This is a genomic window from Paenibacillus sp. FSL F4-0236 (assembly GCF_038000135.1).
Classification (GTDB): Bacteria; Bacillota; Bacilli; order Paenibacillales; family Paenibacillaceae; genus Paenibacillus_AQ.
The window spans coordinates 5,087,276-5,103,324 of sequence record NZ_JBBOBK010000001.1; the positions used below are offsets into that span (position 1 = coordinate 5,087,276).

14 protein-coding genes are annotated in these 16,049 nt (G+C 43.3%); 2 read left to right on the forward strand and 12 right to left on the reverse strand.

Annotated features, from left to right (window positions below; translation table 11 throughout):
• Positions 1-63 precede the first annotated feature (63 nt).
• Complete coding sequence (locus NSQ29_RS22845) at positions 64-999, forward strand: MraY family glycosyltransferase (RefSeq protein ID WP_042124401.1); 936 nt, start codon at positions 64-66, stop codon at positions 997-999.
• 157 nt (positions 1,000-1,156) lie between these two features.
• Here the strand turns inward: NSQ29_RS22845 and NSQ29_RS22850 are convergent, their stop codons facing one another.
• The 12 genes from NSQ29_RS22850 to NSQ29_RS22905 form a co-directional block, all read right to left on the reverse strand.
• Entirely contained in the window at positions 1,157-1,678 is a 522-nt protein-coding gene (locus tag NSQ29_RS22850) for a mismatch-specific DNA-glycosylase (RefSeq protein ID WP_042185130.1), read from the reverse strand.
• A gap of 35 nt (positions 1,679-1,713) precedes the next feature.
• Complete coding sequence (locus NSQ29_RS22855; protein ID WP_340974255.1) at positions 1,714-2,271, reverse strand: RNA 2'-phosphotransferase; 558 nt, start codon at positions 2,269-2,271, stop codon at positions 1,714-1,716.
• 42 nt (positions 2,272-2,313) lie between these two features.
• A complete protein-coding gene (locus NSQ29_RS22860; protein ID WP_340974253.1) occupies positions 2,314-4,935 on the reverse strand; it encodes a polynucleotide kinase-phosphatase in 2,622 nt (873 codons plus the stop codon).
• Positions 4,935-6,317: a 3' terminal RNA ribose 2'-O-methyltransferase Hen1 gene (locus NSQ29_RS22865; RefSeq protein WP_341126156.1), complete on the reverse strand. Its 1,383-nt coding sequence runs from the start codon at positions 6,315-6,317 to the stop codon at positions 4,935-4,937. The genes NSQ29_RS22860 and NSQ29_RS22865 overlap by 1 nt, the downstream gene beginning before the upstream one ends.
• Positions 6,318-6,359: 42 nt before the next feature.
• On the reverse strand, positions 6,360-7,163 hold the full coding sequence (locus NSQ29_RS22870) for a nucleotidyltransferase domain-containing protein (protein WP_341126157.1): 804 nt from the start codon (positions 7,161-7,163) through the stop codon (positions 6,360-6,362).
• A 367-nt stretch (positions 7,164-7,530) separates the two neighbouring features.
• Positions 7,531-9,555, reverse strand: a complete 2,025-nt coding sequence (locus NSQ29_RS22875; RefSeq protein ID WP_341126158.1) for a hypothetical protein — start codon at positions 9,553-9,555, stop codon at positions 7,531-7,533.
• Positions 9,530-10,432, reverse strand: coding sequence for an ABC transporter ATP-binding protein (locus NSQ29_RS22880; RefSeq protein ID WP_076299122.1), 903 nt, complete (start codon positions 10,430-10,432; stop codon positions 9,530-9,532). The genes NSQ29_RS22875 and NSQ29_RS22880 overlap by 26 nt, the downstream gene beginning before the upstream one ends.
• The gene (locus NSQ29_RS22885; protein WP_076283874.1) at positions 10,425-10,814 is read right to left on the reverse strand and encodes a GntR family transcriptional regulator; all 390 of its coding nucleotides are present in this window, start codon (positions 10,812-10,814) and stop codon (positions 10,425-10,427) included. The genes NSQ29_RS22880 and NSQ29_RS22885 overlap by 8 nt, the downstream gene beginning before the upstream one ends.
• A 169-nt stretch (positions 10,815-10,983) precedes the next feature.
• The gene (locus NSQ29_RS22890) at positions 10,984-11,736 is read right to left on the reverse strand and encodes an amino acid ABC transporter ATP-binding protein (protein WP_445739172.1); all 753 of its coding nucleotides are present in this window, start codon (positions 11,734-11,736) and stop codon (positions 10,984-10,986) included.
• Between the two features lie 15 nt (positions 11,737-11,751).
• Positions 11,752-12,411, reverse strand: coding sequence for an amino acid ABC transporter permease (locus NSQ29_RS22895; RefSeq protein WP_042185116.1), 660 nt, complete (start codon positions 12,409-12,411; stop codon positions 11,752-11,754).
• 29 nt (positions 12,412-12,440) lie between these two features.
• On the reverse strand, positions 12,441-13,211 hold the full coding sequence (locus NSQ29_RS22900) for an amino acid ABC transporter substrate-binding protein (protein WP_341126159.1): 771 nt from the start codon (positions 13,209-13,211) through the stop codon (positions 12,441-12,443).
• A gap of 211 nt (positions 13,212-13,422) precedes the next feature.
• Positions 13,423-14,544: a polysaccharide deacetylase gene (locus NSQ29_RS22905; RefSeq protein ID WP_076283871.1), complete on the reverse strand. Its 1,122-nt coding sequence runs from the start codon at positions 14,542-14,544 to the stop codon at positions 13,423-13,425.
• Positions 14,545-15,028: 484 nt separating this feature from the next.
• Between NSQ29_RS22905 and qoxA the strand changes: the two genes are divergently transcribed.
• Positions 15,029-16,024 (forward strand): cytochrome aa3 quinol oxidase subunit II, encoded by a 996-nt coding sequence (gene qoxA, locus NSQ29_RS22910; RefSeq protein WP_076283870.1) that lies wholly within the window; start codon positions 15,029-15,031, stop codon positions 16,022-16,024.
• Positions 16,025-16,049 lie beyond the last annotated feature (25 nt).

A 16,049-nucleotide genomic window follows, 5' to 3' on the forward strand; every position in this document is an offset into this window, starting at 1 on the left:
GAATTGTGTTATTTTAAAAAGAAAACGGTGGTGAGCGTCATATTATACGTTTTATCGTTTCTAATGTCTTTTTCTATCGTCTACTTTCTAATTCCGCCGCTCGGCAGACTAGCTTTCCGACTTGATTTTGTGGACAAGCCTCGTCAGGACGTTGAGCGTAAAATTCATAGAGAGCCTATACCGCTTACGGCCAGTTACGCCATATTCATTGGATTTTTCATTACCTATCTGGTATTTGCCCGTGAATTCTCCATGGAAACCGTCGCGCTGTTTGCAGGGGGCGTACTGCTGCTGACCATAGGCACCATAGATGATTGGTACAAAACAAAAGGTAAGGATTTCCCGGCACTGCCCAAAATGATTGTGCAGGTTAGTGCGGCTGTTCTTGTTTATCTTTCCGGCAACGCATTTACAGGCTTCTACAACCCTTTCTCAGGGGATTATATCGTTCTACCCGTTGTATTACAGTTTCTATTGACGATTATCTGGATCTTCGGCGTAACCACTGTCATTAATTTCTCGGATGGTATGGATGGTTTGGCTGGTGCCTTAACTGCTATTTCGGCCATAACACTATTTATTGTCGCATTAACTAAGGGGCAATCCTCTTCTGCGATTATGGCGATTGCGCTCGTCGGTGTCACCATTGCTTATCTACGCTATAACAAACCGCCTGCCAAAATCTTTATGGGCGACGCCGGGGCTACCTTTCTAGGTTTCATCCTTGCGGTAATCGCACTCGACGGCGCGTTTAAGCAAGCTACGGCCCTGTCGCTGTTCATCCCGATTCTGGCGCTGGGCGTTCCGATCTTCGACAATATTTTTGTCGTCGTCAAACGCTTTATCCAAGGCAAGTCCATTTATCAGGCCGACGCTACCCAGGCTCATTACCGGCTGCTTCGTGCAGGTTTGAGCCAGAAGCAAGTCGTTGCCGTGTTATGCTTGATCAGCGTTTGTCTATCCTTATCCTCTATCATTCTGTTGTTGATCGAGACTTGATGTATTATTTGCGGATTAGTATCGTACAAGAACAATCGCATCGGCTAGTCCATTGAAGTAATAAAAACGAGCAAGTTTCCAATCTGGAAACTTGCTCGTTTATTGTTTGAAGTTCATACTTCTTCAAGCCCATAACTCTGCAGCCAAACACATCATCTCATCTGTCGCTTTCTTGCGTAAACTCGGCTAACCTACGGTAAATCCCTATGATCTCCTCCATAGGCATCCTCACTAATCCACTGGAAGAGGGAGCTACAAATTCACGTACACCGTCTACCTTCGGAGGTACATCCCCTTGAAATCCCCAGTTTGCTTTAGTCCTACGACTAAACTCTGTATATACACCTTTTCCTACAAAACAGGCGACCTGTGGGCGATACAATTCCAGCTTGGAGCGAAGCAATTCGCGGCCCTCATTATATTCCTCACGGGTAATATCGTCGATTCCGCGTGTAGGCCTGGAAACAATATTCGTAAAACCATAACCCAGCTTAAGTAGTTCCCCGTCCTCAGACGCGTCGTATAGCCGAGGAGTAAGTCCTGAATTGTGCAAGATTCTCCAGAAATTATTTCTTGGATTCGCGTAATGGTGCCCCACTTCACCTGAACGAATACTCGGGTTAAAACCAATAAATACAATCTGTAATCCGTGATCTAGGTGATCTGAAATTCCATCCATGTGAGTATGCCTCCTAACCAAACGATGTTCTAATTCTACAATGGGGTATACACATTAAGACAGGAAGCCGGAATTGGGTCCGCCAGCCATACCTCATTACCCGCACAATAAAAAGTTACACCCATTTGACCAGCACTAATCGTATCAACAGTCAGCAGAATCAATTTCCCTCTGCGGCTTCCGGCCAGACTGGCAAAATGTGTCCCTTCGGATAAATGAACATATTGGCGTCCCATTGATTGGAGTCCCTCTTCCAAAATAACTGAGAGAACGCCAGTATGAGTTCCGTGATAAAGCGTAGATGGCGGAGTTCCCGGATCATAGGAAATTTTGGTATGACTATGCCCGTACCGAGCTTTGATTCGATCTCCATTGATTTCAAATCGTTGCTTCTCGCAGCCTGCAACCACTTGCTGAATATCTCCCACAGTCACCTCAGACCATCTAGGAGCTTTCACAAGTACGGACAACAAATCGTCCAATGTACAGGAACCATCCTCAGGATCCAAAATAAGGCCATACTGCTCTGGAGTATGCCGGAGCAATTTAGTCATAAATTTACTTAACGACACTTCTGTAGCATTGCTTAACATTATATTTCTACCTCAATTCATAACTCATTTCTATTCTATTCTCTACAGCCGTGGATCTACAGGATCAGACTCCAAAGACAGCGCAGCAAGCACACATTCATGTACGCGTTCTATCGGCTCTTTACGAATAAAACGTTCCACCGATTCCCGGCTAAGCGCACATTCCATTAAGGCATTTCGCTCTTTTTTGCTTGTTTTGCGCTGCTTGAAGCGTTCAAGATTGTCCGGCTGTAAATAATCTATTCCATAGATAATATGCAAATATTTACGCCCTCTCACCTTGAGTGCAGGCTGAACCAGTTTATCTCCATTACGTGTTATAAACGTTTCCGGTTTGATAACAATCCCTTCATGCCCATCCTCCGTCATCTCTTCCCACCAACGGATTATCTGTTCCTCGTCCGCTTCATTACAAACCGTGCGGTATTCAGTCTCCATAAATAAAGGTGACAACTCCGCTAGTTCACGATTATGCTCCATATGCCAAAGATGGCTGTGCTCAAAGAAAGTTTGTCCGCTATGCGCAAGCGTGTGGAAGGGAGCAATCTTAATCCCCTCTAATCCACTTACGTCCCAGCAATACTTTTGGAAAGCTTCCTTAAAAAGATGAGCATTCTGGAGCTTCTCCTCCATTTCCTGTATCCACGAGGTAACATCTCGCCCTGATCTTTCAGCCTCACGCAGCTTCTCCAAAAGATGCTCCCGATCTAACAGTGCTGCTTCAGCCACATGTGCATATTGGGAGGAAATCAGCTCACGCGCTTTCAAGTTCCACGGTACGATCTCCGCATCTAGGAGCAGCAAATCCGTGTTATTTTTCGCAAAATAATTCGCCTGCACGAGATCCGCGTTCAGCCTACGTAACACTTCAGATTCAGTATCCCTGTCAAAAAAAGCTCGGCCAGTACGTGTATAAATCGTGCCTAACGACGGCCTGCCCACATATGGTAATGCCGCCTCTTCATCCCGGAATAACAATAGGATGGCCCGGCTGCCCATATGCTTTTTCTCCGCGATCATTGTCTTCACACCTTGTGCGCGGAAATAAGCAAAAGCTTCACGCGGATGCTCCAGATAGTTCTCATCTATAGACACTGAAGGCGGCGGACTCATGGTCGGTGGGATATATACCAGTTCCTCAAGTGGAACCGTAAAGTGGGAGACCGTGTCTATGGCCGCTTTAACGAATTCTCCGCGCGCAGTTATTTCACCATAAAGGTCAGTCTGGACTGAGTAGCCTTCCACGAATTTACGCAGGTTAGGCGGTGAGAATCTCCCCCGCTCCCAACGTATTAACGGACTGTCCGGATCACCTGCATAATCGCGTTTCGCTTTAACACTAACAAATTTTCCTTCAGGGTAACGGTACGCAGTTAAAGATCCGCCAAATACAGCACCCTGGTCGATGTTCACTGTATTTTTTACTACGGTTGGGAAAGGTCTAGGATCATGCCCCCAGACGATGATCTCCCCAGATTCGTGTTCGACATACCATTCTTTCCTTACAGGAGCACCCTTGCCATCCATTCCATCAGTGTCCCCATATCGGCAGAAGTCCTGAATCCGTTTGGACTGCTTGCCGATAAATTCATCGCTAATTCCGGCATGGGTAACTACGACCCGCCGCACGCCATTGCGGCCAAACAACAAGTGGCTAGGCGCGGACAAAAGAAACTGTTTAAGTTCATCCCTAAGCCTTTTTGCTTCCTCATCGCCTGCTTCTAGCGCAAACGCCTCCAGCTCAGCGGCGATATTCTCGTCTCCGTGACTTAATGTAACTTTGCGACCATCCAGGTAGCGGGCGATTTTCCAGCCATGGTTGCTGTCGATCATGCGGGCGATTCCAGCATCTACATGCTTTTTCCAAAACCTCATCGTCTTCAGCGATTCCGGGCCCCGGCTCATCACATCCCCCACAGAAATTAACTGCCTACCCTCGGGGTGTTTGTACAATCCTTTCTCGTCTTCCTTATATTCCAATCTTTCGAGTAGCTCGATCATCTCTTCATAACAACCATGAATGTCGCCGATTATATCAAGTCCTTTATCGATTTCAACCCAAAGCGGGTTCTGCTTACGTTCAAAAAGTACTGACTCCGTATTTTTCAAAAAATAAGTCGAGGCAAAGCCCTCGTCCTTAACACTCCGTAGCGAACGCTTGAACTGTCCATATTGTTGCTTGACCCGCTGGCGTCCTCGTGGATGCTCACGCTGTACATCCCGCTCCAGCAGCGTTTCCTCTGTAACATCGAGCACCCAGGCCATACATGGAACATTATACTTATCTGCTAAATCTAAATATTGCTTACGGTATTCCTCTTGCAGATGTGTAGCATCCACCACCGTCAGTTTTCCAAGTCGGCAGCGCATGGCAATGACTGAATTCATTGCTTCAAAGGCTAGACTTGAGAGCAACTGATAATCATTAAAAATAATATCTGCTTCTTCGCGGGGACGATTCTTCCAATCCATAAAATCAGTGTCGCCAAGCATGCTACGGAAATCATCCGATGAGACGATTTCTGTCTGCAACAACGTGCCTTCATCTACTAATCTACGCAGTAAAGTACTTTTGCCGCTATTGGAGGGACCCACCAATACAATAATTCCTGCATGCGGAAAAAGAATGGTTCGTTGCTTTTCTTTTTGCTCTTCTGTAGTCATTACACTGCTCCCTCCTTCCTAAATATCGCCATCTGCGTCGGGTATCCAAAAGCGTCAGAACCCTCGCCAATTCCTTTAAAATCAACCGAATAATCAAAGGAGCTCGTCCAGCGCATACACCACTCGGAGAACTCTGCTCGTCCCCATTCAAAACGGTGATCACTATGCCGCATTTCTTCCGATTCCATCTCATACACCTCGTTATACTCCTTGTTCGGTGTAGTCAGGATCAATACCTTAGGACTATATTCCGCCAGAATAGTCTCCATCACTCGAGCCAGCCTATATTCGTCGATATGCTCAATAACCTCACATAGAATCATAATATCCTTGTTCCGCAGCGATTCATCGAAGTAGAACAAAGAACCTGTAACAGGCGTCGGCACGGTAACTCCTTCTCGGTCTTCAAGCTTCGAGAAGCGGTCTATTGCGCGTAACTGTGAGTTTGCCGAAGGCTCAACCGCCCAAATCTGCTTAACGCCCGGCACACTTCCGAGTCTTGCCGAAAGTTTTCCTTCACCGGAACCAAAGTCAACAATACTACTCTTGAAGGCCAACCCTTCTACTGTTTCTGCAATCGCCGCATAACGCAGATCATTTAATCTAATTTTAGGCTCAGCTGAAATCTCAGCAGGAGTAATAGCCACTTTTTCAGAAGAAGGGGTGGATTCCTCACCATCAAATTGCTTAATAAGATTAGCAAATCGTAGTGACCGCTTGAGAATTAACGCACGCAACGGATGACTATCCAACCAACCTTCGCCATAACGCCTGATTTTTTCAATCTCATCATCACTGATAAAATAATGCTTATCATCATCTAATGCCGGAATCAGAATGAACAGTTGACGAAGGGCCGTTTGCAGAGTCTGTTCTCCCCGCAGCCTAATGTATCGTGCAGAACTGCGGCTTTTTAAATCAAAAGAATACACTGCATCTCCTCTTTCAAGCTCAAGCTCGTAGCCAAGTGCATGAAACAGTTCCTCAATCGTGTGATCAGGCAGGTTCGATGCTACTGGGCCAAAGGACAGCTCCAATTGAAATTTGTGATCTACCCAAGGCAAAAATACTTCCTTAGGCTTTCCATTAAGAGCTGTACCTAGCGCTGGACGGATATAAGAGCAGAACCGGCTGCTCGTAACAAACTCCCGATCGTTAATATATTGTGTGATGTCATTATGAGCTGTATTTCCTTTAACTAGAGCTATTGGATCTGGTGTGACATAGATAACGGCCGCTGTCTCTTCGTCGGTAGCTGCAGTGAATACTATACGCACTCTAGCTTCTTTATCGCTCCTGTCATATAAATTATGCGGGTTTTTAGCCAGCAGATGGGACAACATCCCTGCTCCTGACCCCGTCGCCTTGATAATCAAATGCATAAGCTTCATCTCTCCTTAATTAACAATTATTGAATTGTGAACTTACCAGTTCCATTGCCCCGTTTCTCCCCAGACCTCTATCAGTGCTGATAGGAACAAGACATCTAACGCTTCATCCATAACACCAACACTCTGTTCAAAAGCAGAAGCAACCGCCTCGTAATGAGCAATTCGCTCCTCCAAATAAATATTGATAACATCCAAGCGCGGCTCCAGATTTAGTTCATCACCGGACATTTTACGAAATAACAGGCTCTGCACAGCTTCCTGTAATTCTGAATCTTGTGGAATCAAATCCTGTACAAGCACATTAAAATCGAGCGGCGGCACTTCGTTGTATTTTTCAATCCAAGCGCATGCTAAGAGTGGTCTTAATACGTAAAAATATTTCTTGATTTTAACCTCACTGCCTTGCAGATAATCCCGGTAATTTCCTCGCGCCATGTTCAAATAGTGGTAAATGCATGATTTTGGCGAAAAGCTTTGTGGCGAGAGTTCACGGATACTTTCGGCTACAGCGTATTTTTCTTCATAGCGAATCGGTGATTCTAACCATTCCAGCAGAGGCGGATTAGATTTCCGAAATAGATTAAGCCCCTTCTTCAAGTCCCAACCGTTAATATCAAGCATGTCACTGATCGGCCGTTCTATTACATCCCTGTGCTCAAAAATAGATAAATACGCCTCAGGTCTCCGTATGTATAGGAATCTAACATCATAATCACTATCTTTGGATGGAAATCCCCAAGCCCGGCTCCCCGATTCACACGCATACAAAATGCGGACTTGTTCTTCAGATTCAATGGTCCGAAGCTGCTGAATGATCGATTGATGTATTTCCGACATATTAACCCCTCCCTTAAACCTTCTAAATATGCAAAAAAGACCATGGACTCCATCGTCCATGGCCGGGCTTCACCTAAATACAGAACTCCTTACCGGTTAATATAGCGTTGTTGATTCACCGGAAATGAATACACTGATTCTAAGGCTGACCTGTAAGCCAAGGTAACAGATGGACGCAAATATGGATAAGCATTATACGATGGCTGATTATTCATATTGTTATTCATCTGTCCTTACCCCCAAGTCAAATTATATTTTATTCAGTACCATTTCATCCTTAACCTATCTCCAAAAGCATAATCCAACTATCCAGTTTCTGTCAACCAGTAGTCTTTTTCTGTAATCTTTTACTTACCTTATTCTCAGCTTATTTCAGCAATACCTTCAATTCAGCCGTCATATCGGACGCTTTTAACATAACGAAATCACTATAACCCTCCTTATACAGCAGCTTCACAATGTAGTTGCCATTCTCGACTCCATAATTGAAACGATGATCTAAAATATCCGTTAATAGTGCCTTATCCTTCGTAACAACTGTACGATTCTTTTCACGTGCAAGCACTACTCTTTGTTCAGGACTCGTAGGATTCTTAGGTGTTTGCTTATCCAAAAAGTCGTCTTTTACAATCTCTGCCGATTGGATATCTTCAGCGGTTATTCGTATTTTATCGGCATAGCCTTTTTCGTTCATCCACTTTTCAAGCTCATGGAAAGAAGACTTCCACGGAAAATAATAACCATAATCTGTAGAAATTTGATTACTGTTCTCTTTTACCTTTACCTCTACTTGGATATTAGCCACATCAGGTTTTCCGTCCTTATCTATCTGTACTTCGTAGGACATATTCGAAATTTCGCGTTTGATAATCTCTTTTAGCTCTGAAATTTCCTGAGGATCAGAGATGGCTACTTTTTTATTCCTGTTAGTAACCCACATATAATCCAGGTCTTTGTCTAAGAGAGCTAAATTATACTTTTCATACTTGTAAGCTTCGGTATCCTTAACCGCCTTGAGCTCTGATTCAAACCCCTTATTAGGGATCCAGTATTCCCTCACTAGCTTGTGACCGTTCTCCAATTGATAGGCGATGGTAAAATATTCATAAGCGTATTGTTGTGAGGTATGTTCTGGACGTACCGAAATTACCGCTTGATGAAGTTTACGGACAGCTTCTATATAATCTTTATCATCAGAAAAAGGGTCCTGCCCCATATAGGGTGTAGTAGTGTGCAAATCATCCGTGGGGGTATACCAACGGTAGTTAGATCCCATATACACACCACTAATCTTATCACCGGATGGTACTCTAGCTTCATACCCGGTAACACTTGATATCGGGATATACAGAAGTAACCCCAGCATTACTGCATAAACCGCAAACTCTGCTAACACTTTACGCGTCATAATCTGCCATGTTTTCCGAATAATCATTTCCGCTGCAACATAACCGATAATGGCTCCGATGGCATAACCACTAATCACCCAGCCCATTTGCTGTTGCTTCATTTGCGCAAAATAATTCCCGGAAATAAGCATAGTACATAACATAAACCCTGCTTTAAACAGCGGGTTGAAATATCCAAAAGCAATAGCCTGACCCGCTTTTTCCGTATTACGTTTACGGTATAATAGATAGGACAACCCAATAAATAGAAGTGCCAATACCCCATAAATCCATAATTCTGTATTGGTGAATGGTTTGCCGGTAAAATAATACACGATATGAACAAACGGAGACCACATCTGCAAACTAGAATCACGGAAGTTTACATTTGCATTTGCATAACCATAAAGATACATGACTAAGTGGCTATTGATTAATGAGATCAGTACAACAGGAAGAATAAGCAAAATATAAATGATAATTCCCTGAAGAATAGATTGGCCCGTGCATATTCCCACAAAAACACTAAAGCAGAAGAGGAACAAAGTCAGAATACTAACTGTGATACACCATTGCCAAATATCTGCGCCCTGAAAAATATAAAAATTACCACTCCATCGCTTAACAACCGCAACCACCCCTGCAGTTAACCAAACCGGCACCAACAGTAAGGTAAGTCCACTTGTCAGATGAGCCGTAAATAAATGCTCTCTGCGTAAAGGCAGGCTATGCCATAGATCTGATGGAGATTTTGCCTGAAGGTATCGGAATAAAAAGAGTCCAGCAGCAACAGGGATCGTAATAATGAACAATGCTTGCACATTACCAGAGATGCGGAATAAATGATCGATTTCCTGCGGTTTTGCATTTGGATCGATACTCATAAACAGCTGCAATGGAAGTGCGAACATTAGGCCAACTGCATATATAATCCCTATCCAGCCATGCTGGCGGAAATTCTGGCGAATAATACTGCTATTAAAGTAGTATCGGCTGCGCGTCATATCCGACATCCCCCATTTCATAAATAAAGATCTCTTCTAACGTTAATGGAAGCAAATCGAATACGTATGGCTCGTACACTTGAAAAGTCGCTTTAATTCGCTCACGATCCCCTTTTACTATGTACAGGTTCACGCTCCCCCGGCGTTCTTGATGTAATATTTGCAGCTTCGCTGCTAACGGAATTTCATGCCGTTCATCCCGGAAGGCCACTTGAATCTTATGTGTATCCGCCTTAAGATCATCCAGATCCTTCTCAATCAGCATCTTCCCACCATGCATAATTCCAACATGATCACACAGATCTTCGATCTCACGAAGATTATGTGAAGAAATGATTACCGTCAGCTCGCGTTCAGCAACCTCCTGAAATAGCAGGTTTTTGATCTGGCGTCGCATTACCGGATCTAACCCGTCAATCGGCTCATCCATAATAAGCACATCCGGCATACAGCTTAAACATAACCAGAATGACGCTTGCCGCTGCATCCCTTTGGAGAAACGACTAAGCTTGCGCTTCTTATCGAGCTGAAAGACGGTCCCCAAATCATCAAAACGCTTCTGATTCCAGCTCGGATAGATCGAGCGATAGAAGGCTGCCATTTGCAGCATGGTGGATTGCGGAAAAAAGTAAGGAGAATCCGGCATAAAAATAACCCGTTGCTTAGTCGTCGGATGTTCGAATACCGCTTCACCCTCCACCTTCACGGTCCCTTTATCTGGAGAGAAAATGCCCGCCAAGGTCTTCAGCAGCGTAGTTTTACCCGCGCCATTAGAGCCGAGTAGCCCATAAATCGTCCCTTTACGTACCGTTAAAGAGATATCGTCTACTGCCTTCTCCCCTTGAAATAACTTACTGACGCCTCGAATCTCAATCATCACTTTTCCCTCCTTCTCTCTGCTTCTCCACTTGCTCATACAATGAACTAATCTCAGCTGCGGTGAACCCAAGGTATACCGCTTCCGCCATCAGTCTAAGCAACTCAGCACGTACTTCGGCTTTTTTAATCTCATTCTGTTCTTTTTTCATTGGGGCTACAAAACTCCCTTTCCCCTGCAGTGAATAGATATACCCCTCACGTTCCAATTCACGGTAAGCCTTCTGAATCGTATTGGGATTCACGGTTAGCTGCTGGGATAATGTCCTTACCGAAGGCAGTTGTTCATCAGTCTGCAAAATACCATGTAAAATCATCTCCTTGACCTTATCGGTCAGCTGCTCATAAATCGGCTTGCGACTGCGAACGTCCAATTCGAACATAACCATCCTCCTTTCACTGTCTTCCCTTAGTTCATGATGATGTGTATTAACTGTACTACTATTATTAATACAGTTTAATCTTTATGTCAACGCAAAAACCCCCACAGTTATAAAAACACTGTGGGGACTTTTTCTCATGAATAGACACTTTATTAGCCTGAGGCGGTATTCATACTCTCGTCTCTTGATTCAGAAAAATTCGAGTGCGCTCCTGCTGTGGATGATCAAAAATCTGCTCTGGTGTTCCAGACTCCGTAATCTCACCGTTGTCCATGAAAATCACACGATCAGCCACATCACGAGCAAAGTTCATCTCATGAGTGACAACAATCATCGTCATATTCTCCTCAGCAAGTTGACGGATGACGCGTAGTACCTCGCCCGTGAGTTCAGGATCAAGTGCGGAAGTAGGTTCATCGAACAATAGAATATCAGGGTTGAGCATTAATGCTCTCGCAATAGCAACCCGTTGCTTTTGTCCACCCGACAGCTTTGCAGGATACACATCCGCTTTTTCAGCAAGTCCTACCTTAGAAAGTAAGTTCTCACTTCTAGCCGTAATCTCCTTCACGCTCTCCCGTTTCAACATCCTTGGAGCTAGCTCTAGATTGCCCCGCACCGTTAAATGTGGAAATAGGTTAAAGTGTTGAAACACCATTCCCATGGACGCCGTGATCTCACGAATACTTGCTCCACTAGTGTATTTTCCATTCTCCACGAGCGGCTTGCCTTGGATGAAGATGCTTCCACCCGTAATTTCCTCTAGTTGTACTAGACTACGCAGCATCGTACTCTTACCTGAACCTGAAGGCCCGATAACAGCGACGGCTTCTCCCGCCTGGATATTGAAACTAACCTTCTTCAACACATCCAATTTGCCGAAGGATTTCTGTAAATCACTTACTTCTATCATGTTACTCATATTCAGACAGTCCCTCTACTCGAATTTAAAACGTTTCTCCAGTGCTTTGAAGAATAAAGTGAGCACCAGCGTCATCAGTAAGTAAATCACTCCCGCCACTACAAAGGGGGTTACAGTAAAGTCTCGATTTACTGCTGTTTTGGCATAGTTCAGTAGCTCAGGTACAGCAACGGCATACAGCAGAGCCGTATCTTTGACCAAGGAAATCGATTCATTGGCCACGGCTGGCAAAGCTACCCTAAACATTTGAGCTAGAATTACCTTGCGCAGCGTTTGCCATTTACTCAGTCCGAGTACTTTGGCTGCTTCATGCTGCCCTTTATCAATGGAGAGCATACCCCCACGGAAGATCTCCGCGAAATAGGCTCCATAGTTAAGAATAAATCCAAGACTCGCTGCAACGAAGCGGTCCATGACCAGATATTCCCCGATCACCGGAATCTGTGGTAAACCAAAGCAAAAAAATAACAATTGTAGTAAAAGTGGTGTTCCCCGCATGACATAGATATAGGTATGTGCAATCCAAGCCACGGGCTTGATCACACTCTTCGCCATCAAAGTGACTAGGAACCCGAGCGGAATCGACACCAAAATAACAATAAGAAACAATAAAATAGTTGTACGCGCGCCTTCTAACATCGGCCCGGAAATTTGTATTATATAATCCATTTTCATTTCTCCAATAAACTCTGTATATTGACCTTCTATTTTAATACCTTATTCTCACCAAACCACTTCGTGGAGATCTTCTCAGCCGTTCCGTCGTTGTTCATTTCATCCAAAGCCTTTTGAAGTTCTTCCAGTAGTGCCTCATTGCCTTTCTTAATTCCAATACCGTACTGCTCAGGAGCAAGCGATTCATCTAGTAGCTTAAAGGTATTAGGCTCTTTTGACATATAATATCTGGCTACCACTTCATCAATGACTACACCGTCCAGGCGCTTAGTCTTCAAATCTGTGAGCGCTAGCACATTATCCGGAAATTCCGACAGATTAGCAATTTGGTCTTTAATCGGATTAGCATTTAATGCATCGGCAGCGGAAGACAGACTTTGAAGTCCTACCTCTTTACCAGCCAAATCCTCAAGCTTTGAAATAGAGGAATCCGCTAATACGACTACAACCTGACTATTCTCAAGATAGGGCTTAGTGAATAACACCTTTTCCTTACGTTCATCTGTGATGGTATAACCATTCCAAATCATATCAATGCGCCCGCTATTCAGTTCTGACTCCTTAGCTGACCAGTCAATAGGCTGAAAAGTGATTTCTTTGCCCATTTTCTCAGCTGCAGCTCCGGCATAGTCGATATCAAACCCAACAATTTCATTGTTCTCATCTCTAAAGCCCATCGGAGCGAACTTATCATCAATCCCGATCAACAGCTTTCCATCCTTACTCCCAGAAGACGAACAGCCTGATAAAGCTGCAATAACCATGATCATAAATAAAACTAAAAGTGCATTTTTCTTCATCTCTTTTATCCCCCATCGTTGACACAGTGCTGTGTGCTTTAGTTCGCTAATACGTTATCAGAGTATCATGATAACATGACAAATTAACTACGTCGATAGATTAGAGAAGCCCACATGTGTCAAATCTACAAAGATTTCAGACAACAAAAAAAAGACGACAGATCAAATCTGCCGTCTCAACAATATGAATGATTTAATTTCACTATCAGATTTAGCGCTTATCGTTCCAAAAATTGTTAGGCTCCATATCTGAAGTAATAATATGAAACGCATAGCCTTCTTTCTTCAGCGCCGCTAGGATGCGTGGAAGAACTTTAAGTGTAGCCTTTTGATCATGCATTAGAATCACCGGGCTGCTCTTCTTCAGACTATGAACTTCTCTCATAACCGTATTATAGATGGAATTACTATCGTTCTTATATCTCCAATCCTCAGAGTCAACGTTCCAATCCCACAGATGGTACCCTTGAGTTAGTATCTTATCTCTATAAGCTTTTGTTAAATAAGGTTTACTACCATAAGGTGTACGAATCAGTGTTGTACTTTGACCTGTAATCTTCTTCAGAATTGCATTATCGTCATTCATCTCTTTCAACGCAGAAGCTGGAGAAGCATAAAATTTATCTTTCACATGTGTCATGCCGTGCAAAGCAGGTGCATGTCCATCTTTCACTAAGCGTTTCACTTGAGACGCGTGTGCGTTCATGTTATTTCCTAACATGAAGAAGGTTGCCTTCGCATCATACTTCGCCAAGATATCAAGTAGTTGAGAGGTTGTAGCGGATGGGCCATCATCAAAGCTAAGATATACAACTTTCCCCTTTGTGCCTGTCGTCCCTGTAGGTACATTTTGTTGCAAAGCCTTTTTATGTTGATTCACGAATGCAGCATCGTCTAATTTAGCCCCGGAATTATACACTCTTAATAAAGATTGAGCTGGCTTAAACGAAATTGAAAATCCAAGATGAGAGGTCATCTTCACAGGAACCATCGTTCTACCATTTTCCACAAATGTTTTCAGCGGAATAGTCTTTCCATTAGGGAGAAGAGCTGTTGCATGATCATTCAGCAGTTCGATGGAACCGTTGTTCCCTTGAACATGAATGCCAACACCCTGAAGGGTAAGATTCAGATTCAGTTCTAGGGACAAATCACGCAGTGAAACATAATATGTATCCTTTATCGACACTGCATCAATTTTAGTTAATTTATCGTTTACCCCTAATTTCAGGGATCCTGCTGCACCCGCTGCATTCACTGTATCTATCTCTCGCACCAAACCCGTACATACGAATAATACTACAAATAATAGCCACACTTTCTTTTTAAACATCTCAAAAAATCTCCCATCTCGTATATTTACCTATAACATTATCATAGATTAATAGATAGAAATTTGAGAGATTGTAACTTAATACAGAATAATTTGTTACCCTTTTTAAGACTTGCAGATATTTCGACAAAATTCGTCAAATACGGATTTCGGCCAAATCCTGTCACACCAACAAAAAATGGTTAAATTCCAATCCTTTTGCACAAAATAGATGTGTCCAAATTAGCAACTTTAGTAAATTATTGAACAAAGTTTGAACAGAAATAAATAACCATTAAACAGCGTGGCTACAGTGATCTTTATCATATCATTAGGAACTTGTAACAAATTGATCACACATATTTAACTTGATCGCCATTATTAAGGTCTATTATGGATTATATGGAAAAATAAGTCTTTTGCTTTCTTTCTCATTAGTTCTTACTATATATGAAGGTAATGATGAGGGTTAATTAATAGAAGTATTGAAGGAAGGAGCTTAAGCATGAACAAAAAGGGACCGTTATACGCTTTATTTCTCAGCCTAATTTTACTCTTGCCAGGATGCAGTTCAATCGCTGTTCTGAATCCGAAGGGGCCGGCTGCGAGAACTCTGTCTGACACGATCATCCTCTCCATTGTTATGATGCTCGGTGTTCTAGCAGTTGTCTACATCTTATATGTCTTTGTACTTTTGAAGTACCGCGCTAAGAAAAGTAATGAAGATTATATTCCTCCTCACGAGGAAGGAAACAAATGGTTGGAGGCCATCTGGATTACAATCCCGATTATTATCGTGGCATTCCTCTCCGTGGTCACTGTCAAAACGACAGTAGATGTAGAAAACGTTGCAGCGGATTATAAAGATCAGAAACCGCTTGTAATCTACGCTTCCTCCTCCAACTGGAAATGGCATTTCAGCTATCCTGAGGAAGGTATTGAAACCGTAAACTACGTGAACATTCCAGTTCACCGCGCTGTCGAGTTCAGATTGTACTCTTTCGGTACGATCTCAAGTCTCTGGATCCCTCAATTGGGAGGACAGAAATATGCGATGAGTGACATGCTTACCACTCTGCATCTTTCAGCGGATACTGTAGGTTCTTATACCGGAAGAAATGCGAACTTTAATGGTAAGGGTTTTGCCCACATGGAGTTCGAAGCCCTTGCGATGACTGATAAGGACTATCAAGAATGGGTAAAAGATGTTAAAGAAACAGCAGGTCCATTAACTGAAGACGAATTCAAAAATCTTTTGAAAATGGAATATGTCGGACGCAAAACATACACCAACACTCACTTATCCTTTAGCCCTCCTCCGGGAGAACATGGCGACCATATGAGTAATAATGGTAAAGAAATGGATATGGATAATGGAACTATGGAACATCAGGATAATAAAGAAATTCATCCGTCTCCTGCACCATCTAGCGAGACAGAATTTAACAGCGAACCTAATCCAGAACTGGATGAACAGAGCACTACACATGAAGGACATTAGTCCATGTTAATTGAGCAACTTGAAA

Coding starts and splice junctions, on each gene's coding strand:
- NSQ29_RS22845 (WP_042124401.1), top strand. CDS start 64: ATGTCTTTTTCTATCGTCTACTTTCTAATTCCGCCGCTCGGCAGACTA.
- NSQ29_RS22850 (WP_042185130.1), bottom strand. CDS start 1,678: ATGGATGGAATTTCAGATCACCTAGATCACGGATTACAGATTGTATTT.
- NSQ29_RS22855 (WP_340974255.1), bottom strand. CDS start 2,271: ATGTTAAGCAATGCTACAGAAGTGTCGTTAAGTAAATTTATGACTAAA.
- NSQ29_RS22860 (WP_340974253.1), bottom strand. CDS start 4,935: ATGACTACAGAAGAGCAAAAAGAAAAGCAACGAACCATTCTTTTTCCG.
- NSQ29_RS22865 (WP_341126156.1), bottom strand. CDS start 6,317: ATGCATTTGATTATCAAGGCGACGGGGTCAGGAGCAGGGATGTTGTCC.
- NSQ29_RS22870 (WP_341126157.1), bottom strand. CDS start 7,163: ATGTCGGAAATACATCAATCGATCATTCAGCAGCTTCGGACCATTGAA.
- NSQ29_RS22875 (WP_341126158.1), bottom strand. CDS start 9,555: ATGACGCGCAGCCGATACTACTTTAATAGCAGTATTATTCGCCAGAAT.
- NSQ29_RS22880 (WP_076299122.1), bottom strand. CDS start 10,432: ATGATTGAGATTCGAGGCGTCAGTAAGTTATTTCAAGGGGAGAAGGCA.
- NSQ29_RS22885 (WP_076283874.1), bottom strand. CDS start 10,814: ATGTTCGAATTGGACGTTCGCAGTCGCAAGCCGATTTATGAGCAGCTG.
- NSQ29_RS22890 (WP_445739172.1), bottom strand. CDS start 11,736: ATGAGTAACATGATAGAAGTAAGTGATTTACAGAAATCCTTCGGCAAA.
- NSQ29_RS22895 (WP_042185116.1), bottom strand. CDS start 12,411: ATGAAAATGGATTATATAATACAAATTTCCGGGCCGATGTTAGAAGGC.
- NSQ29_RS22900 (WP_341126159.1), bottom strand. CDS start 13,211: ATGAAGAAAAATGCACTTTTAGTTTTATTTATGATCATGGTTATTGCA.
- NSQ29_RS22905 (WP_076283871.1), bottom strand. CDS start 14,544: ATGTTTAAAAAGAAAGTGTGGCTATTATTTGTAGTATTATTCGTATGT.
- qoxA (WP_076283870.1), top strand. CDS start 15,029: ATGAACAAAAAGGGACCGTTATACGCTTTATTTCTCAGCCTAATTTTA.